Genomic DNA, 19,057 nt, shown 5'->3' on the forward strand with positions numbered 1-19,057 from the left:
GGCGGATGGCAGCGTTGCATTTTTCGACGGGAATGATGTGCCGGTCTGCTGGAAAAACATCGAATGCTCGGAAAGGAAGTCCGGCTATGGGGCATGTCGATCCTCCTCCATCCCTCAACAATCAAAGGAAAAACCAGATAAAATACCTTTATTTGACCTACCACTTCCGCGCTTTTAGAGTTTTCGGACCGGTTCGGCGGCAACAACTCAGCAGGGCGGAATGACCAAGGCATCAGTCTCTGCCGAAGCCGGCCAAGGCAACCTGCCCGCCTTCGATGGAACCGGAAACCGGATCGTCCTGGCATTGCTGGGGCTGATGCTGGCCTTCGCCGGCGCCGGGATCGGCAGTGCGCTGCTTCTGCGCCCGGCCCCCGCCCAGGGCGCCTATTCCTCTGCCCGCATCATGGCGGCGCCGGCCGTCTATGCCGCTCTGCCCACCCTGACCGTCACGCTCAACGACGGCCGCCGGCTGCAGGAACTGCGGCTGCGCGCCGTTCTGGAATTCGACCCGTCGACCCCGCTGGAAACAGTCACGCCGCATCTGCCGCGCATCGCCGACGCCATCGAACGGCGCCTGCTGGAGGTCGACCCCGCCGAACTGCGGGGGGCGGAGGGGCAGGTCTATGTCAAGGACGCAGTGCGCTACGTCGCCAACAAGACCATGCGTCCGCTGAAGCTTCGGCAAGTGCTGATCCAGGACATGCTGCTGCGCTGAGGGCGCGCTTCCCAACGCCTGCCCCGACCCCATATCCTGCCCGACGACATTCGTTCGTGGGTTAAAGGTCCAGTTGCGGAAGGAGACGGCCGTGGCCGAGTTCGATTTCGACCTCTTCACCATCGGGGCGGGGTCCGGGGGCGTCGCCGCCAGCCGGCGCGCGGCGTCCTACGGCGCCAGGGTGGCGATCTGCGAGGGAAGCCGCGTCGGCGGCACCTGCGTGATTCGCGGCTGCGTGCCGAAGAAGCTGCTGGTCTACGCCGCCCAGTTCCGCGACGGTTTCGAGGATTCCTCCGGCTATGGCTGGAACTCGCACACGCCGACCTTCGACTGGGAAACGCTGATCGCGCGCAAGGACCGCGAGATCGACCGGCTGAACGGCATCTACATCAACATGCTGAAGAACTCCGGCGTCACCCTCTATGAGGGGTTCGGCCGGATCATCGACCGCCACACGGTGGAAGTCGACGGCAAGCGCTACACCGCCCGCAACATCCTGGTCGCCACCGGCGGCTGGCCGACGCTGCCGCAGGTCGAGGGGATGGAGCATGCCGCGACCTCCAACGAGGCGCTGCATCTGGAAACGCTGCCCCATTCCGTGCTGATCATCGGCGGCGGCTACATCGCCGTGGAGTTCGCCAGCATCTTCCGCGGTCTGGGCGCCGAAGTCACGCTGATGATCCGCGGCGACGACCTGCTGAACGGCTTCGACGACGACATCCGCGTCGCCTTGGCGCAGGAGATGCGCAAGCGCGGCATCAACATCATCTCGCGCTGCAAGCCGGCGAAGCTGGAAAAGGGGCCCGGCGGCTATACCCTGACCGACCATATGGGACGCGAGCATTCCGCCGGACTGGTGATGGCCGCCACCGGCCGCCGGCCGAACACCAAGAATCTGGGGCTGGAAGAGGTCGGCATCACGCTGAACGAGGCCGGCGCGATCCCGGTCGACGAATGGTCGCGGACCTCCGTCGACAACATCTATGCCATTGGCGACGTCACCGACCGCATGGCGCTGACCCCCATCGCCATTGCCGAGGGCCGGGCGCTGGCCGAAACGCTGTACAACGACAACCCGATGCACATTGGCTACGACAATGTGCCGACCGCGGTGTTCTCGCTGCCGCCGCTGGGCACCGTCGGCCTGACCGAGATGCAGGCGCGCGCCAAATACCCGCAGGTCGACATCTACAAGGCCGGCTTCCGGCCGATGAAACACACCCTGTCCGGCCGTGACGAGCGGGTGCTGATGAAACTGGTGGTGGACGGCGAAAGCCAGCGGGTGCTGGGTTGCCACATGATGGGCATGGACGCGCCGGAGATGATGCAGCCGATGGCCATCGCCATGAATTGCGGTGCCACCAAGCGCGACTTCGACCGCACCATCGCGCTGCACCCCTCCACCGCAGAAGAATTCGTGTTGATGCGCGAGAAGGCGGAGCCGGAAAAGAAAATCTGAACGGTCAATCGTACCAATACGCAGTGGCGGGCTATCAGCGACGGGCCATGATCGGAGTTCTCCGCTCATGGCCCCATTATATTCCGGTGCAAGGACCGGAAATCCCTGGACCTACCCCGATTGTAGTACCTACCATGGTGGTACGAACAATTTTCCCAGGGAATGACTGTGAACATGCGCGGAATTTTTGCAGCGGCTGCCTGCGTTGCGGCATTCGCCTCGATCGGTACTGCCCACGCTCAGACCAAGATCGGCGTGTGGGACGTCAAGATCGATAAGGACTGCGCCATCAGCCAGGAATGGAAGACCGATTCGAAGGACACCGCCGCCATCGCTCTGGCCTATACGAACAAAGGCCAAGCCATGGTGCTGATCTTCAGCGATTCCGGCTGGAAGCTGAAAGAGAAGGAAGACCTCACCATCTCCCTGTCGGTCGATAAGAAGTGGAGCGACAAGGTCCCGGGTGCCGCCATCGACAAGACGATGGCCGTCGTCGGCATTCCGGCCACCTCGAAGGCGATCGATGCCCTGATGAACGGCCGCGAACTCTATATGGAGATCGACGGCAAGAGCGACGATTACGCCTACACCTATTACCTGGACGACACCCGCAAGGCGATTTCCGCCCTGGAAGCCTGTCGCGCCCAGGCTCAGTAACCAGCGGCGACGGCAGCGGGGGCCCCATCACCGCGGACGCCCCGCTGTCCCGGTCGGACCTGCACGGAAGGCAATATTTCCAGCCAGCGTCAGGACCCGTCCGTCATAACTCTCCGAAACAGGTATTTCTCCTGGAACGCTTCTAAAGATCCTCGGTTGAGGGCAGGGAGCGATCCGGTCCGGACCCGGTCGCACCGATCCGCGGCCCCTGCAAAGCGGGCCATCTGACGCAGGAGGAATCCCTCGCATGTTCATGCACAACAAAAAGCTCATGTACACGGTCCGCGTGTCTGAGCCGAACCCGGTGCTCGCCAGCCTGATGCTGGAGCAGTTCGGCGGCCCGCAGGGCGAACTGGCAGCGGCCATGCGCTATTTCACCCAGGGTCTGGCCGATGAGGATCCGGGCCGCAAGGACATGCTGATCGACATCGCGACCGAGGAGTTGAGCCACCTCGAAATCATCGGTTCCATCGTCGCCATGCTGACCAAGGGTGCCAAGGGCAAGCTGGCCGAAGGTGCGGAGGCGACCACCGACCTCTATGCCAACATCACCCAGGGCAACGGCAGCCACACCCTGTCGCTGCTGTATGGCGGCGGGCCGGCCCTGGTGAATTCGGCCGGGCAGCTGTGGACCGGCGGCTATATCGACAGCATCGGCGAGCCGACGGCCGATCTGCGCTCCAACGTCGCGGCGGAAGCGCGCGCCAAGATCATCTATGAGCGGCTGATCAACGTCACCGACGACCCGGGCGTGAAGGACGCGTTGGGCTTCCTGATGACCCGCGAGATCGCCCACCAGAAGAGCTTCGAAAAGGCGCTCTACGCCATCGACAACAACTTCCCGCCGGGCAAGCTGCCGGGCAAGCCGGAATACACCGACAAGTATTACAACACGAGCCAGGGCGAAGGCGACATGCGCGGCCCCTGGAACCAGGGCGCCCAGTGGGACTTCGTCGACGTCAAGATGGGCGACGCCCCGGTCAACGGCGGCGACGGCAACCCGACGGTCAAGCTCGCCGCGTCGGAACTGGCGGCGGTCAACGCCGTGGCCGCCCGCACCATGTCGAAGCCGGACTCCGACCCGACCACCGGCGCCGACCTGGGCGCCGGGCCGGGCGCCGGCAAGACCAAGACGACCGCCGGCGAACGCTAAGCTCCTCCGGCATCCCCGTCGCCGTCCCCGTCATTGTGCGGGGACGGCGGCCTCTTCCTCGCGGCGGTGCAGGCCCATCAGCCAGACCAGCAGGCACAGCGCCGGCACAGCGCCCGCCATCGACAGCAGGAAGAAGCTGACCCAGTCCATCCGCTCCGCCAGCCAGCCGGACGAGGCGCCGAACAGGTCGCCGCCCAGCTTGTACAGGCTGGACAGCAGCGCATATTGCGTCGCGGTGTAGGCGACGTTGCACAGGCTGGACAGATAGGCGACGAAGGCCGCGGTCGCGATGCCGGCGCAGACATTCTCCACCGCCACCGTCATCGCCAGGGTCGACACGTCGTTGCCATTCCAGGCCAGCACGACATAGCCCAGGTTCGACACCATCTGCAGGATGCCGCCGATCATCAGGCCGCGCAGAACCCCGACCTTGCCCACCAGCAACCCTCCCAGCAGCCCGCCGGCGATGGTCGCCCACAGCCCGAACAGCTTGCTGACGTTGGCGATCTCCACCTTGGTGAATCCCAGGCTGATGTAGAAGGTCGAGGACATCTGGCCGGCCAGCACCTCCCCCAGCTTGTAGCTGGCGATGAAGGCGAGGATCACCACCCAGCCGCGCCGCTCCATGAACTGGGCGAAGGGCGCCACCACCGCCCCGTAAATCCAGGCGAGCACGACGGCGCTGCGGCCCGACAGGTGCGGCCGGTGACCCAGCCACTCCGCGATCAGCTTTTCGCGGGCGCTGGGCGGCGGCTCCTTCGGCTCGCGGCACAGCAGGATGGTGGCCATGCCGACCAGAACCAGCGCCGCCATCACTTCGTAGGCCGTGCGCCAGCCGTGGTACTGCGCGATGTAGAGCGCGCCCGCCCCCGCCGCCATCATGCCGAAGCGATAGCCCAGCACCAGCACTGCGGCACCGGCGGCCTGCTGATGCTCCTCCAGCACCTCGACGCGATAGGCATCGACCACGATGTCCTGGCTGGCCGAGCAGAAGGCGACCAGCACGGCGCACATCGCCGTCCACCACAAATCCTGCCCGGGATCGGTGGTGCCCAGCCCCAGCAGCGCCGCGATCAGCGCCGCCTGCGCCGTCAGCGCCCAGCCGCGCCGCCGCCCGAACAGCCGCGTCATCACCGGCAGCCGCAGCCGGTCGATCAGCGGCGCCCACAGGAACTTCAGCGCATAGGGCATGGTGACCAGCGCGAACAGCCCGATGTTGGTGCGGCTGACCCCCTGTTCGGTCAGCCAGACATTCAGCGTGGCGCCGGTCAGCGCGAGCGGCAGCCCTTCGGAGAAGCCCAGGAACAGGATCGCCAGCACGCGCGGGTCGCGGTAGACCCCCAGGGCCTGCGCCCAGGAGGATAGGCGCTTTGCCCGCCAGGATGTCGCTTTCACCGGGGAGGCTCCTCTCGGGCGTGGTCGGTTTCCCCCCGATGTATACTGGCCGCGGGCGCAGGCCGCCAGCGGCCCTTATATATCGGGGGTCGGGGCGAATGCGGGGCGAAGTTCCTTTCATCTGAAATCACCCACGGTGGCAGGCGACCTGTCCCATTGGCACAGCATTGCCGGCAGGCGGGCCTAAACTGTGGAAAAGTTACCGCGAGTCGCGCTATAGAGTACCCCCCACGGGTTTCGCCGCCGGTCGTTCGCCGCCCGCCCGGCCCCCGTTCCGCAATCGTCAAGGAAGAGCAGGCGCGTCATGGTCGAGCGTTGGACACCCGCCAGTTGGAAGACGAAACCGGCGAAGCAGTTGCCGACTTATCCCGACCAGTCCAAGGTCGAGGCGGTCGAACAGCGTCTGTCCTCCTATCCGCCGCTCGTCTTCGCCGGCGAGGCCCGCCGGCTGAAGGCCAAGCTGGCCGAGGCCGCCGCCGGCCAGGCCTTCCTGCTGCAGGGCGGCGACTGCGCCGAGAGCTTCGCCGAGTTCCACCCCAACAACATCCGCGACACCTTCCGCGTCCTGCTGCAGATGGCCGTGGTGCTGACCTTCGGCGCCTCGATTCCGGTCATCAAGGTCGGCCGCATGGCCGGCCAGTTCGCCAAGCCGCGTTCGGCCGACATGGAGACGATCGACGGGGTCGAGCTGCCGTCCTACCGCGGCGACATCATCAACGGCTTCGATTTCACCAGCGATGCCCGCGTTCCCGATCCGGAACGCATGATGCAGGCCTACACCCAGGCCGCCGCGACGCTGAACCTGCTGCGCGCCTTCGCCCAGGGCGGTTACGCCGACCTGCATAAGGTCCATCAGTGGACGCTGAGCTTCGTCGAGAAGTCGCCGGCCGGCGAGCATTTCCAGGAGCTGGCCAACCGCCTGGACGAGACGCTGGCCTTCATGGCCGCCTGCGGCATCACCGCGGAGACCACGCCGCAGCTGCGCGAGACCGACTTCTTCACCAGCCACGAGGCGCTGCTGCTGCCGTTCGAGCAGGCGCTGACCCGCGTCGACAGCACCACCGGCGACTGGTACGACGTGTCGGCCCACATGCTGTGGATCGGCGACCGCACCCGCCAGCCCGACGGCGCCCATGTCGAGTTCCTGCGCGGGGTGAAGAACCCGATCGGCCTGAAGTGCGGCCCGACCACCGACCCGGACGAGCTGATCCGCCTGATCGACATCCTGAACCCGACCAACGAGGCCGGGCGCCTGACGCTGATCGTGCGCATGGGTTCCGACAAGGTGGCGGAGAAGTTCCCGCCGTTGCTGCGCAAGGTCCAGCGCGAAGGCCGCACCGTTGTGTGGTCCTGCGACCCGATGCACGGCAACACGATCAAGTCGACCACCGGCTACAAGACCCGTCCGGTCGAGCGGGTGCTGGCCGAGGCGCGCGGCTTCTTCGAGGTGCATCAGGCCGAAGGCACCCATGCCGGCGGCGTGCACTTCGAGCTGACCGGCCAGGACGTGACGGAGTGCACGGGCGGCGCCCAGGCGATCACCGACCACAATCTGGCCCTGCGCTACCACACCGCCTGCGATCCGCGTCTGAACGCCAGCCAGTCGCTGGAACTGGCCTTCCTGCTGTCGGAAAAGCTGAAGGAAGGCCGCCAAACCCGCGAGGCCCAGCGCCGCGCCGCGATGGCTGCCGAATAACCAGCTGCGGAAGCAAATCGGGGGGCGCTTTGGCGCCCCCCTTTTTCATGCCCCGATTACCGTTCGATTTCCTTGTTCCAGCGCTGGTTCCAGTCCGGGCGCTTCTCGTTGATGACGTCCCAGTCCACCGTGACGGCGTTCTTCATGTAACCCTGGAACTTGTTCATCTCGTCGGCGACGTCGGCCGGCGCCGTGACCTTGGTGTTGGACGGGATCTGCGCGCCATACTGCAGGGCGGCGAGTTGCGCTTCCGGACCCAGCAGATAGGCGGCGAGCTTCTGCGCGGCCTCGTTGTCCGGGTTCTTGGCGACGACGCATTCGCCGACCATCAGCACGACCGAGCCTTCCTTGGGCTGGGCGTATTCCACCGGGATGCCCTTGGCCTTCAGGCTGCCGACGCCGGTCGGGGTCAGCGGGAAGATGGCCGCCTCGTTGGTCTGGACCATCTCGGCGATCTTGGCGGAGCTGGGGATGTATTCCAGCACGTTCGGGCCGATGGTCTTGCGCCAGGTGGTGAAGCCCGGATCGACGTTGGCCTCGGTGCCGCCCTTGATGCGGTTGTACATCAGGAAGGCGTGCAGGCCGAAGGAGCTGCTGGCGGCCGACTGGACGACGACCTTGCCCTTGTACTTGGGGTCGGCCAGATCCATCCAGCTGGTCGGCGGCGCCCAGCCCTTCTCGTCGAACATCGCCTTGTTATAGGCCAGCCCGGTCATGCCCATGTTCACGCCGACCGCCATGTCGCCCTTCATGCGCGACGACGGATAGACGTCGTTCAGCACCGGCGAGCTGTCCATCTTCTGGCACAGGCCCATGCCGATGGCGCGGTACATCAGCCCGTCGTCCAGGAAGACGACGTGCATCTGCGGATTGTCCTTCTGCGCCTGCAGCTTGGCCAGGATGTCGGACGAGGTGCCGGGGACCACCACCACCTTGATGCCGGTCGCCTTCTCGAAGGCGGGGAAGACATGCTCGGTGTAGGTCTTCTCCATCGTGCCGCCGTTCATGCCGATATAGACCGTCTTGGTCTGGGCGGCGGCGGGGGTGGAGAGCGCGGCGGCCGCCGTGATGGCAACCGTGGCGAGACCGGTGAGCGACAGGTTACGCAAGCTGGGCATGCATGTCCTCCATTGGGCCAAAGTGGGTGAAGTCTTTAAGCGGTTGGTGCAAAGCGGTCGATGCGGAAAGCCTCCAGCGGCATCGGCGTCTCGCCGCTGGTGACCAGTTCGGCCAGCGTCTGGCCGACGCCGGGGCCGATCTGGAAGCCGGCGCCGGAGAAGCCGAAGGCGTGGAACAGGCCGGGGGTGGTGCGGCTGGGGCCGATGACCGGGTTGCGGTCGGGCGTGTAGCCCTCCACCCCGGTCCAGCAGCGGATGACGTGGGCATGGCGCAGTTGCGGGAACAGCTCCGCCGCGTCGCGCATCAGGGTCAGCACGGCGTCGCGCTGCGGACGGGCGCGGTCGGCGTCCAGCGCGAAGCCGCGCCCGCCACCGACCACCATGTTGCCGCGCGGCACCTGCCGGCCATAGACGCCGCCGCCCTCCACCCCGATGTTGACGTCGAGGAAGCGGGGCAGCGGCTCCGTCACCGCCATGTTGGGGTGGAGCGATTCCAGCGGCACCGGTTCGCCGAACGCCTCCGCCACCCGCCATGACCAGGCCCCGGCGGTGTTCAGCAGGTGGCGGGCGCGGACTTCCAACGCGTCGCCGCTCAGCAGGACGAAGCGGTCGCCGTCCTTCTCGACCCGGTCGACCGGCGTCTGCTCGCGCACCACTGCGCCCAACTTGGCCGCTGCGCGGGCGAAGGCGGGGGAGACGAGGCGCGGGTTGGCGTGGCCGTCCTCTGGGCAGAGCGACCCGCCGAGCGCACGGTCGCCAAGCGCCGGCCAGCGCCGGCGGAACTCCTCGCCTGTGATGATCTCCAGCCCGAGGCCGAAACCCTGGCTGCGCTCGCGGTAGGCGATCAGCGACTCCAGATCGGCTTCGCTGCGCGCCAACTTCAGATGGCCGGAGCGGATGTACTCGGCGTCGGTGCCAAGCAGTTCCGGAAGCCGGCCCCAGATGGCGTGGGCGCGCTGGGACAGCGGCAGTTGTTCCAGCGGGCGGCCCTGCCGGCGCACGCCGCCGAAATTGACGCCGCTCGCCTTGGCGCCGCACCAGTCGCGCTCCAGCAGGGTGACCGACAGGCCGGCCTGCCGCAGGAACAGCGCCGCCGACCCGCCGACGATCCCGCCGCCGACGATGGCGACATCGCACTCGATCCGTTCCCGCATCACGCGACCTCCCGCCGCTGGGCGCCCGCGGAAACCGGCAGCGGCTTGATCGGGGGCTGTGCCCGCAGGCGCCCCACCCCGTCAGGACCGGTGCCGAGCGTGCGGGACAGCAGTTCCGCCGTGGTGGCGCCGCACATGCGGCCCTGGCAGCGGCCCATGCCGGCGCGGGTCAACGCCTTGGCGCGGTTCATCTCGCGGGCCTGTCCGCTGCGGGCGACCTCGCGCACCGCACCGGCGGTGATGCCTTCGCAGCGGCAGATCATCGTGTCGTCGGCGATGGCGTCGGCCCAGTCCGCCGGGAAGGGGAAGGCCGCCGACAGGCTGCGGCGGAAGGCGGCGATGCGGGCGAGCCGGCCGTCCAACTCCTTCACCCGTGCAGCCTCGACCGGCCGGCCGAGATCCTCCAGCAGGGCCAGCGCCGCGCGTTCCCCCGCCAGTTCCGCCGCATCGGCACCGGCGATGCCGCTGCCGTCGCCGGCCAGATAGACGCCGGGAACCGAGCTGCGCCCTGCCCCGTCACGCTCCGGCAGCCACGCCCGGTCGGCCTCGTCGAAGCGGAAGCGGCAGCCGGCGAGGTCGGCAAGCTGGGTCTCCGACCGCAGGCCAAGCCCGAAAGCGACGGCATCGCAGTCCGTGCGCCGTTCCTGACCGCGCGCATCACGCCAGACCAGCGCATCGACCCGCTCCGTCCCCTCGGCGCGCACCGGGCGCACGCCGTTGTGGATGGGCACGCCATGGGCGCGCAGCCAGCCGACGTACAGCAGCCCCTTCGCCAGCGTCGCCGGATCGCGCAGCATGCCGGCGGTGGCGCGGGCCTGGACGGCGAAGGGCGTTGTGTCGAACACCCCAGTCACCTCGACCCCGGCCTTCAGATACTGGTAGGCGACCAGATAGAGCAGCGGCCCGGTGCCGAGGAAAGCGACCCGCCGGCCGATGGCGCAGCCCTGGAACTTCAGCGCCACCTGCGACCCGCCGAGCGTGAAGACGCCGGGCAGCGTCCAGCCGGGGAAGGGCAGCACGCGGTCGGTGGCCCCCGTCGCCAGGATCAGATGGCTGAAGGGCAAGGCCTCGCTCGCCCCGTCGCACAGCAGGTCGAGCGCGCCCGCCTCGCAGTTCCACACCAGTGTGCGTGGGCGGTAATCCACCCGGTCGCGGATAGCCGCCATGGCGCGGTGGACCGCGTCGGCCTTGCCCGCTTCGAAGCCGTACAGCGCGTTCTTGGGCCGGGTAAAGCCGCCGTCCGGAGGCTGGCGGTAAATCTGGCCACCCCAGCGCGCCGCCTCGTCCACCACCACCGGGCGCAGACCGGCGGCGACCAACTGTTCCGCCGCGCGGATGCCGGCCGGGCCGGCGCCGACGATGACGGGGGCCAAACCAGCCGAAGGGAGATGTTCGCTCACGACGTCCACTCCCCGCCGCTCAGCAGGCGCATGCCATCGGCGATGAAGGTGCCGCAGGCGCGCAGGCGCTCGCCCTCCTCCGTCCGCACCCAGCAATCCTGGCAGGCGCCCATCATGCAGAATCCGGCGCGCGGGCTGTCGGCGAACTCCGTCCGGCGCAGCCGCTCGGCATTGGTGAGCATTGCGGTCATGACGGTGTCGCCCTCCAGCGCCTCCACCGGGCGCCCGTCGAGGGTAAAGCGGACCACGCGCCGGCCCTGTTCGGCCACACGCTGCAGCAAAGCCATGATGACTGGTCTCCGAAGAGAAAGGACGGCCGGAACGGATGCTCAGTGCTGGCCGACCAGGATGCGGTCCAACCCATAGACGCGGTCGAGCAGAAGAACGGCGACCGCGGTGATGCCGATGATGAGAGCCGACACCGCCGCCATCATCGGGTCGATGGATTCGGTGGCGTACATGTACATCCGCACCGGCAGCGTCACCGTGGACGGCGAGGTGATGAAGATGGACATGGTCAGCTCGTCGAAGCTGTTGATGAAGGCGATCAGCCAGCCGCCGGTGACACCGGGCAGGATCATCGGCAGGGTGACGCGGCGGAACACGGTGGCCTCGCTGGCTCCCAGCGAGAAGGCCGCCTGCTCCACGCTGCGGTCGAAGCCGGAAATCGCCGCGATCAGCAGGCGCATGACATAGGGCGTGACGATCACGATGTGCGCCGCCACCAGCCAGCCGAAGCTGCCCGTCGCGCCGACGATGGCGAACAGCCGCAGCATGGCGACGCCCAGCACCAGATGGGGGATGATCAGCGGCGACAGGAACAGTGCATTCAGGAAACCGCGGCCGGGAAACTCCCAGCGCGTGATGGCGAGGGACGCCGGCACCGCCAGCACCACCGCCAGCGTCGCCGACAGCACGGCGAGCCACAGGCTGTTCCAGAAGGACTGGACGAAGTCCGGATGGTGGAACACCGCATCGAACCAGCGCAGCGAGAAGCCGTTGGTCGGCAGCGACAGCGTGTTCTCGGGCGTGAAGGCGACGAGGCAGACGATGGCCAGCGGCGCCAGCATGAAGATGACGACTGCCGTATGGAAGATCAGGGCGACGGGTCCGTTGCGGGTCATGGCATCCTCACCCCAGCCGGCGGCGGTAATGGCCTTCCACCAGACGGTGGTAGGTCAGCATGACGATCAGGTTGGCGATCAGCAGAAGGGCGGCGACCGCGGCACCCATCGGCCAGTTCAGGTCGCTGAGATACTGGTCGTAGACCACCGTCGCGACCATCTTCAGCCGCCGCCCGCCGAGCAGGCCGGGGATGGCGAAGGCGCTGGCGCTGAGGCCGAAGACGATCAGGCTTCCCGACAGGATGCCGGGGAGGATCTGCGGCGCCACCACCCGGACGATGGCCGTGCCGCGCGAGGCGCCGAAGGACAGCGCCGCCTGCTCCACCGCCGGATCCAGCTTCTGCAGCGAGGTCCAGACCGGGATGACCATGAAGGGCAGCATGACGTGGACCAGCGCCACGATCACCGTGCCTTCGGTGTAGAGCAGCCGCATGCGGCCGATGCCGAACGCCATCAGCGCGGCGTTCACCGGCCCTTCCGGCCCCAGCAGCATGCTCCAGCCGAAGGCGCGCACGACCACCGAGACCAGCAGCGGCGCCAGGATCACCAGCAGGAAGATCGACCGCCAGGGGTTGCTCATCCGGCTGAGGATGTAGGCCTCGGGCACGCCGATCACCACGCAGATGGCGGTCGCCAGCGCCGAAATCCGGAAGGTGCGCAGGAAGATTTCCAGGTAATACTCGTCGGTCAGGACCGACAGGTAATGTTCCAGCGTGAAGCCGCTGGTGCGCCCGGTCGCATAGTCAAACTGGTTGAAGGACAAGAGCGCCGTCAGGAACAGCGGGATCAGCACCAGCGCGGCGAACAGCAATGCCGCCGGTGCCGACAGGAACAGCGGCGCGGTGGGGAAACGGCGCTCATGCGTCTCCTCGTCCGGCGAGGCCGGGGCGGTGTCGGGAACGGTGGCGCTCATCCCGTCACCTCGAGCGCCACATCCGGCGCCTCCGCCATGGCGCCGCGATGGACACGCACGACCGACGGCGACCATTCCAGCCCGACCGTCGCGCCCGGCTCCGCCGGGGTGGAACCGTCGTTCGCCGTCACCACCATCAGCGTGCCGAGCGGCCCGTCGATGTGATAGAGCCACTGGCTGCCCAGGAAGAAGCGGTCGGCGACGCGACCGGTCAGCAGCCCGTCCGCCGGGACGGTCAGGTGCAGCTTCTCCGGCCGGATGCACAGCGTCACCGTCTCGCCCACCGACAGGCCGGCGGCTTCGACCGGCACGGCGATGCCGGCCAAAGACACCGTGGCGCCGGCGCCAGTCGCGGTGACGACCTTGCCCGGCAGCAGGTTGGTCTTGCCGACGAAGCGGGAGATGAACTCCGTCTCCGGATGCTCATAGATGCGATAGGGCTGGTCGATCTGGGTGATGCGCCCGGCCTCCATCACCACGACGCGGTCGCTGATCGAGAAGGCTTCCGCCTGATCGTGGGTGACCATGACGGTGGTGGTGCCGACCTTGCGCTGAATCTCGCGCAGTTCGAACTGCATCGCCTCGCGCAGCTTGGCGTCCAGGTTCGACAGCGGCTCGTCCAGCAAAAGCACCGGCGGGCGGATTACCAGGGCTCTCGCCAGGGCCACGCGCTGGCGCTGGCCGCCCGACAGCTCGCGCGGGTAGCGCTTGGCATAGGGGGAGAGGTGGACCAGCGACAGCGCCTCTTCGACGCGGGGCTTGCGCTCGCCCTTGGGCACGCGCTGCATCTCCAGCCCGAAGCTGACATTGTCGAACACGGTCATGTGCGGGAACAGCGCGTAGCTCTGGAACACGATGCCCAGCCCGCGGCTGTTCGCCTTCGCCCGCGTGATGTCGCGCCCGTCAAGCCGGATCGTGCCGGCCGACGGTTCGACGAAACCGGCGATCATCTGCAGGGTCGTGGTCTTGCCGCAGCCCGAGGGGCCGAGCAGAGAGACGAACTCCCCCTTCTCCACCGACAGCGAGACATCGCCGACCGCGGTCAGCGGGCCGTAACGCTTGGTGATGTTTTTCAATTCGAGGAACGACACGGGGGAATTCTCCCTCTTGCGAAAATTGGCCTCGGTCTCCGGGCCTCACCTGTTGCCCCGATGGTTCCGCCGCACCCCGGGTCGCGTCAATCCGCTTTTTCCATAGATAGAAAAGATTTTGCAAAAGCTTCCGATATGCGGAATAGATGGGGCAGCCAACATCACCGATTTTCAGGAAGAGGCTGGAAATGAGCGCCGACACCCGCAGCAAGCCCAACAAGGGTTCCGGTGGCGAAAATGCCGGCGCCCCCGGCTCATTGGAAGAAGCGGGCGGCAAATCCAGCCTGCAGCGCGGGTTGGCGATCCTGCGCCTGCTGGCCTCCTCCAACGAAACGGGGGCGCGGCTGACCGACATCTCGCGCGCCCTCGACCTTACCCCGCCGACCGTCCACCGCCTGCTGAAGATCCTGGTGGAGGAGGGGATGGCGGAGGCCGACAAGGCGACCAAGCGCTACCGGCTGGGCATCGACCTGTTCGGTCTGGCGGCCCAGGCCGGCAACCCGAACAACCTGCGCGACATCTGCCGGCCGATCCTGCTCCGGCTGTCGGCGACCCTGCGCGACACCATTTTCCTGCTGGTGCGCAGCGGCTTCGACGCCGTGTGCCTGGACCGCAGCGAGGGGCCCTTCCCCATCCGCTCCTTCACCGGCGACATCGGCGGCCGGGTGACGCTGGGGGTCGGCCAGGGCAGCCTTGCCATCATGGCCTTCCTGCATGAGGAGGAGCGGGAGGAGGTGATCCGCTTCAACCTGCCGCGCATGCAGGGCGTGGGCATCATCGACGAGGTGTATCTGCGCACGGAGATCGCACGGGTGCGCGATCTCGGCTATGCCAGCCGTTCCACCGGCCTGCTGCCGGGCATGTCGGGCGTGGCGGTTCCTGTGCTTGACCGCGACGGCCACGCGGTGGCCGCGCTCAGCGTCGGCACGATCAGCGAGCGGCTGAACGAAGAGCGTTTGCCGGTGGTGGTCGACATCCTGAAACGCGAATCCGCCGCCATCAGCCGACAGTTGAACCCCTTCGATCCCGTCCTCCGCCGTCCCGCCGCAATTCTGGGCGGCGGCCCGGCATGAAGGGCGTCAGGAAGGCCGACCTGCCGACCAAGACCTGCCCGGTCTGTGAACGCCCTTTCACTTGGCGCAAGAAATGGGAGCGGGTGTGGGACGAGGTGAAATACTGCTCCGAGCGCTGCCGCGGCGACGCCCGCAAGCGCGGTGAAGGTCCGAAGGACGCGATGCCGCGATCCTGACCGAACCGCCAACAAGAGTTGCCCTTTTTTCAATCACATGCCAGCATTCTGGCCTGCCGGATTACCGCATCCGCAAGGCGGGCGGCGGTTCCGGCGGATGGCATTCCCGTTGCACTTGCATGCGCGGCCCGCAGGGGTTCATGGATCGCGGAAGCATTCCCGAGTAATCATGCTCTTTGCGGGTCAGCCGCCCTGCTGCCAGCGATATGCAGCCAACGATACTCAGCGACGAAGGGGACTCAAACGATGTCGGTTCGGGGGATGGGGGATCGGGCGATGACGGTTTCGGGGAAGACGGCCTGGGGAATGACGCGCCGTGCGGTGCTGTGCGGCGCCGCCGCGGTGGCCTTCGCGGCGGCTGCCGGCGGCTCCTTGCCGGTATTGGCGCAGAGCAAGCTGAAGGTCGCCGGCATCTACACCGTGCCGATCGAGCAACAGTGGGTCAGCCGCATCCATGTCGCGCTGAAGGCCGCCGCCGACCGCGGCGACATCGAGTATGTCTGGGCCGAGTCGGTCGCCAACACCGACTATGAGCGCGTGATGCGCCAGTATGCCGAGGCCGGCCAGCAGCTGGTCTTCGGCGAGGTGTTCGGGGTGGAGCGCGCCGCCCGCGCCGTCGCCAAGGACTATCCGAAGACCGCCTTCGTCATGGGCTCCAGCTTCAAGCCGCAGGAGCCGAACTTCTCGGTCTTCGACAACTACATCCAGGAACCCGCCTACCTGTCCGGCATGGTCGCCGGCGGCATGACCAAGTCGAACGTGATCGGCATGGTCGGCGGCTATCCGATCCCCGAGGTCAACCGCCTGATGAACGCCTTCATGGAAGGCGCCAAGGAGGTCAACCCGCAGGTCAAGTTCTCCGTCAGCTTCATCGGCTCCTGGTTCGATCCGCCGAAGGCCAAGGAAGCCGCCTTCGCCATGATCGACCGCGGCGCCGACGTGATGTACGCCGAACGCTTCGGCGTGTCCGATGCTGCCAAGGAGCGCAAGGTGCTCGCCATCGGCAACGTCATCGACACCCAGCCGCAATATCCGGACACCGTCGTCGCCAGCGCCCTGTGGCACATGGAGCCGTCGGTGGAGCGCGCCATCGCCGCGGTGAAGGCCGGCAGCTACAAGGCCGAGGATTACGGCCCCTACAGCATGATGGCGCACAAGGGCTCCAGCCTTGCGCCGCTCGGCACCTTCGAGTCGAAGGTTCCCGACGCCGTCAAGGCGAAGGTGACGGAGCGCGAGCAGCAGATCCGTGACGGCAAGTTCACCGTGAAGGTCAACGACGCCGAGCCGAAGTCGACGATGTGACGCCCGGCGTATTTGCAATGTCATCACCCGTGAAAGGCGGGCCGGAGGTCGTCCTCCGGCTCGCCGGCATCTCCAAGCGGTTCGGTCCGCTGCTGGCCAACGACGGCATCTCGCTGACGCTGCGCGCCGGCGAGGTGCTGGCCCTGCTTGGCGAGAACGGCGCCGGCAAGACCACCCTGATGAACATCCTCTTCGGCCATTACGTCGCCGACGAGGGTAGCATCGAGGCGTTCGGCCGCCCCCTGCCGCCGGGCTCGCCCCGCGCCGCGCTGAAGGCCGGCATCGGCATGGTCCACCAGCACTTCACGTTGGCGGACAATCTGTCGGTGCTGGACAACATCGCCGTCGGCACTGAATCGCTGTGGCGCTTGCGCTCCGACCGGGGAGCCACCCGACGCCGGCTGCTCGACCTCTCCCAACGATTCGGGCTGGAGGTGCGGCCGGACGCGCTGGTCGGCGACCTGTCGGTCGGCGAGCGCCAGCGGGTGGAGATCCTGAAGGCGCTCTACCGCGACGCCCGCATCCTGATCCTGGACGAGCCGACCGCGGTGCTGACGCCGCAGGAATCGGCCGGGCTGTTCGAAACGCTGCGGCGGCTGACCGCCGACGGGCTCGCCGTCGTCTTCATCAGCCACAAGATGAACGAGGTCTTCGCCGCCAGCGATACCGTCGCCGTTCTGCGCGCCGGCAAGCTGGTCGCCACCCACGCCACCGCCTCCACCGACCGCGCCAAGCTGGCCGAACTGATGGTAGGCCGCAGCGTCAAGCCGCCGGCCCCCACCCCGCTCAGCCCTGGCGAGCCGGTGCTGGAACTGGCGGGTGTCACCGTCGCATCGGACCATGGCCGTCCGCTGCTGGACGGCGTCGATCTGACGGTGCGGCGCCATCAGGTGGTCGGCATCGCCGGCGTGTCCGGCAACGGCCAGACGGCGCTGGCCGAACTGGTCAGCGGCCTGATCCGTCCCGACTCCGGCAGGCTGTCGCTGAAGGGCAGCGTGGTCGAGCATGGCGACCCCGCCGACATGGTTCGGCGCGGCGTCGCCCGCATCCCGGAGGACCGGCACAGCGCCGGTCTCGTCGGCGCCATGGCGGTGTGGGAGAACCTGATCGCCGAGCGCTACCACGATGCCACCTTCTCCCGTTTCGGCGTGCTGCGGCGGGGTGCGGCACGGGCCTACGCCCGCGAGGTGATCAAGGAGTTCGACGTCCGCTGCCCCGGTCCCGACACCCGGACACAGCTGCTGTCGGGCGGCAACATGCAGAAGCTGATCCTGGGCCGCACGCTGGCCCATGGGCCGGACCTGATCCTGGCGAGCCAGCCGACGCGCGGGCTCGACATCGGCGCGGTGTCCTATGTGCACAGCCGGCTGCTCGACGCCCGCGCCGCCGGGGCCGGCGTGCTGCTGATCTCCGAGGATCTGGACGAGATCCTGGCACTGGCCGATTGCGTCACCGTCGCCTATCACGGGCGCCTCACCCCGCTTCTGCCGCATGACCGGGTGTCGGTCAGCCAGCTTGGCCTGCTGATGGCCGGGCATTGGGACATCCTGCGCGACATCCTGCCGGAGACTGTTGATGCGGCTTGAACCGCGCACCGATACCCCGCTCGCCCTGCGGCTGCTGGCGCCGGTGGGCGCCGTGGTCGCGGCGCTGGCGCTCTGCGCCCTGCTGGTCGCCTGGACCGGCGCGCCGGTTCTGCGCGCCTACGGCCTGCTGTTCGAAGGCGCCGTGGGCTCCCGCTTCGCCCTGACGGAGACGCTGACCCGCGCCACCCCGCTGATCCTGACCGGCCTCGCCGCCGCCGTCGCCTTCCGCGCCAAGCTGTGGAACATCGGCGCGGAGGGACAGCTCTACATGGGCGCTCTCGCCGCCGTGGTGGTCGGCGGCGGCATGCTCGACCTGCCGGCCTGGGCGCTGATCCCGGTGGTGATGATCGCCGGCATGGCGGCGGGCGGCGTCACGCTGCTCGGTCCCGCCGTGCTGAAGGTCCGCTTCGGCGTCGACGAGGTGGTGACGACCCTGCTGCTGAACTTCGTCGTCCTGCTGCTGGTGTCGATGCTGCTGGAAGGGGCCTTGAAGGACCCGATGGGCATGGGCTGGCCGCAGTCGGCGCCGGTCGCCGAAGCGGCGGAACTGCCCAAGCTGGTGGAGCGCACCCGCCTGCATGCCGGGCTCGCCATCGCGCTCGGCCTGTCGGTGCTGCTGTGGCTGGTCGATACCCGGACCATCTGGGGCTACGAGAACCGCGCGGTCGGCGCCAACCCGCGCGCCGCCGCCTTCGCCGGCATGCCGGTGACGCGGGTGATGCTGCGCACCGCCCTGCTGTCGGGCGGGTTGGCCGGTCTGGCCGGGGCGGCGGAGGTCTGTGGGCTGAAGGGCTACCTGACGCTCGACCTGTCGCCGGGCTTCGGCTACAGCGGCATCGTCGTCGCCATGCTGGCGCAGTTGCACCCCATCGGCGTGGTGGGTGCGGCGCTGTTCATCGCCGGCATCTTCGTCGGCGCCGACGCCATGAGCCGCGCCATGCCGGTTCCCAACTACATCGCCGATGTCCTGGTCGCCGCCAGCCTCTTGTGCATGCTGGTCGCCGGACTGCTGGCGCGCTACCGGCTGCGGCGGGGGTAAGGGGTC

18 protein-coding genes are annotated in these 19,057 nt (G+C 67.7%); 10 read left to right on the top strand and 8 right to left on the bottom strand.

The features are described from left to right. Window positions 1-220: 220 nt before the first annotated feature. From FZ938_RS19175 to FZ938_RS19190, 4 genes are all read left to right on the top strand, one after another. Window positions 221-715, top strand: a complete 495-nt coding sequence (locus tag FZ938_RS19175) for a flagellar basal body-associated FliL family protein (RefSeq protein ID WP_149200069.1) — start codon at window positions 221-223, stop codon at window positions 713-715. A 91-nt stretch (window positions 716-806) separates the two neighbouring features. Continuing rightward, window positions 807-2,174, top strand: a complete 1,368-nt coding sequence (gor, locus tag FZ938_RS19180) for a glutathione-disulfide reductase (RefSeq protein ID WP_149200070.1) — start codon at window positions 807-809, stop codon at window positions 2,172-2,174. 174 nt (window positions 2,175-2,348) lie between these two features. Continuing rightward, window positions 2,349-2,831: a hypothetical protein gene (locus FZ938_RS19185; protein WP_149200256.1), complete on the top strand. Its 483-nt coding sequence runs from the start codon at window positions 2,349-2,351 to the stop codon at window positions 2,829-2,831. Window positions 2,832-3,078: 247 nt separating this feature from the next. Next, a complete protein-coding gene (locus FZ938_RS19190) occupies window positions 3,079-3,984 on the top strand; it encodes a manganese catalase family protein (RefSeq protein ID WP_149200071.1) in 906 nt (301 codons plus the stop codon). A gap of 30 nt (window positions 3,985-4,014) precedes the next feature. Here the strand turns inward: FZ938_RS19190 and FZ938_RS19195 are convergent, their stop codons facing one another. After that, window positions 4,015-5,379, bottom strand: a complete 1,365-nt coding sequence (locus FZ938_RS19195; RefSeq protein WP_149200072.1) for an AmpG family muropeptide MFS transporter — start codon at window positions 5,377-5,379, stop codon at window positions 4,015-4,017. A 304-nt stretch (window positions 5,380-5,683) separates the two neighbouring features. Between FZ938_RS19195 and FZ938_RS19200 the strand changes: the two genes are divergently transcribed. Further along, on the top strand, window positions 5,684-7,075 hold the full coding sequence (locus FZ938_RS19200; protein WP_149200073.1) for a class II 3-deoxy-7-phosphoheptulonate synthase: 1,392 nt from the start codon (window positions 5,684-5,686) through the stop codon (window positions 7,073-7,075). Between the two features lie 56 nt (window positions 7,076-7,131). Here the strand turns inward: FZ938_RS19200 and FZ938_RS19205 are convergent, their stop codons facing one another. From FZ938_RS19205 to FZ938_RS19235, 7 genes are read right to left on the bottom strand one after another with little or no spacing between them, the layout of a single operon-like run. Beyond that, entirely contained in the window at window positions 7,132-8,193 is a 1,062-nt protein-coding gene (locus FZ938_RS19205; RefSeq protein ID WP_149200074.1) for an ABC transporter substrate-binding protein, read from the bottom strand. A gap of 35 nt (window positions 8,194-8,228) precedes the next feature. Beyond that, window positions 8,229-9,347 carry an NAD(P)/FAD-dependent oxidoreductase gene (locus FZ938_RS19210; RefSeq protein WP_149200075.1) on the bottom strand — a complete coding sequence of 373 codons (1,119 nt, stop codon included), beginning with the start codon at window positions 9,345-9,347 and terminating at the stop codon, window positions 8,229-8,231. Next, window positions 9,347-10,747, bottom strand: coding sequence for an FAD/NAD(P)-dependent oxidoreductase (locus FZ938_RS19215; protein ID WP_425529373.1), 1,401 nt, complete (start codon window positions 10,745-10,747; stop codon window positions 9,347-9,349). The genes FZ938_RS19210 and FZ938_RS19215 overlap by 1 nt, the downstream gene beginning before the upstream one ends. Continuing rightward, window positions 10,744-11,034: a (2Fe-2S)-binding protein gene (locus FZ938_RS19220; protein ID WP_149200077.1), complete on the bottom strand. Its 291-nt coding sequence runs from the start codon at window positions 11,032-11,034 to the stop codon at window positions 10,744-10,746. Before FZ938_RS19220 ends, FZ938_RS19215 begins: the two co-directional genes overlap by 4 nt. A gap of 42 nt (window positions 11,035-11,076) precedes the next feature. Further along, the gene (locus tag FZ938_RS19225) at window positions 11,077-11,871 is read right to left on the bottom strand and encodes an ABC transporter permease (RefSeq protein ID WP_149200078.1); all 795 of its coding nucleotides are present in this window, start codon (window positions 11,869-11,871) and stop codon (window positions 11,077-11,079) included. Between the two features lie 7 nt (window positions 11,872-11,878). After that, a complete protein-coding gene (locus FZ938_RS19230) occupies window positions 11,879-12,784 on the bottom strand; it encodes an ABC transporter permease (protein ID WP_149200079.1) in 906 nt (301 codons plus the stop codon). After that, a complete protein-coding gene (locus FZ938_RS19235; protein ID WP_149200080.1) occupies window positions 12,781-13,875 on the bottom strand; it encodes an ABC transporter ATP-binding protein in 1,095 nt (364 codons plus the stop codon). The genes FZ938_RS19230 and FZ938_RS19235 overlap by 4 nt, the downstream gene beginning before the upstream one ends. Window positions 13,876-14,063: 188 nt before the next feature. Here FZ938_RS19235 and FZ938_RS19240 point away from each other — a divergent pair, with 188 nt between their 5' ends. The 5 genes from FZ938_RS19240 to FZ938_RS19260 all read left to right on the top strand — a co-directional run bounded on the left by FZ938_RS19240 (window position 14,064) and on the right by FZ938_RS19260 (window position 19,051). Then, complete coding sequence (locus tag FZ938_RS19240; protein WP_174757518.1) at window positions 14,064-14,948, top strand: IclR family transcriptional regulator; 885 nt, start codon at window positions 14,064-14,066, stop codon at window positions 14,946-14,948. Continuing rightward, complete coding sequence (locus tag FZ938_RS19245; protein WP_149200081.1) at window positions 14,945-15,124, top strand: DUF2256 domain-containing protein; 180 nt, start codon at window positions 14,945-14,947, stop codon at window positions 15,122-15,124. The genes FZ938_RS19240 and FZ938_RS19245 overlap by 4 nt, the downstream gene beginning before the upstream one ends. Window positions 15,125-15,400: 276 nt before the next feature. Then, window positions 15,401-16,426 carry a BMP family protein gene (locus tag FZ938_RS19250; RefSeq protein WP_211101118.1) on the top strand — a complete coding sequence of 342 codons (1,026 nt, stop codon included), beginning with the start codon at window positions 15,401-15,403 and terminating at the stop codon, window positions 16,424-16,426. A 17-nt stretch (window positions 16,427-16,443) separates the two neighbouring features. Next, on the top strand, window positions 16,444-18,012 hold the full coding sequence (locus FZ938_RS19255) for an ABC transporter ATP-binding protein (RefSeq protein ID WP_149200082.1): 1,569 nt from the start codon (window positions 16,444-16,446) through the stop codon (window positions 18,010-18,012). Then, window positions 18,002-19,051 (top strand): ABC transporter permease, encoded by a 1,050-nt coding sequence (locus tag FZ938_RS19260; RefSeq protein ID WP_149200083.1) that lies wholly within the window; start codon window positions 18,002-18,004, stop codon window positions 19,049-19,051. Before FZ938_RS19255 ends, FZ938_RS19260 begins: the two co-directional genes overlap by 11 nt. Window positions 19,052-19,057 lie beyond the last annotated feature (6 nt).

The organism is Azospirillum oryzae (assembly GCF_008364795.1).
Classification (GTDB): domain Bacteria; phylum Pseudomonadota; class Alphaproteobacteria; order Azospirillales; family Azospirillaceae; genus Azospirillum; species Azospirillum oryzae.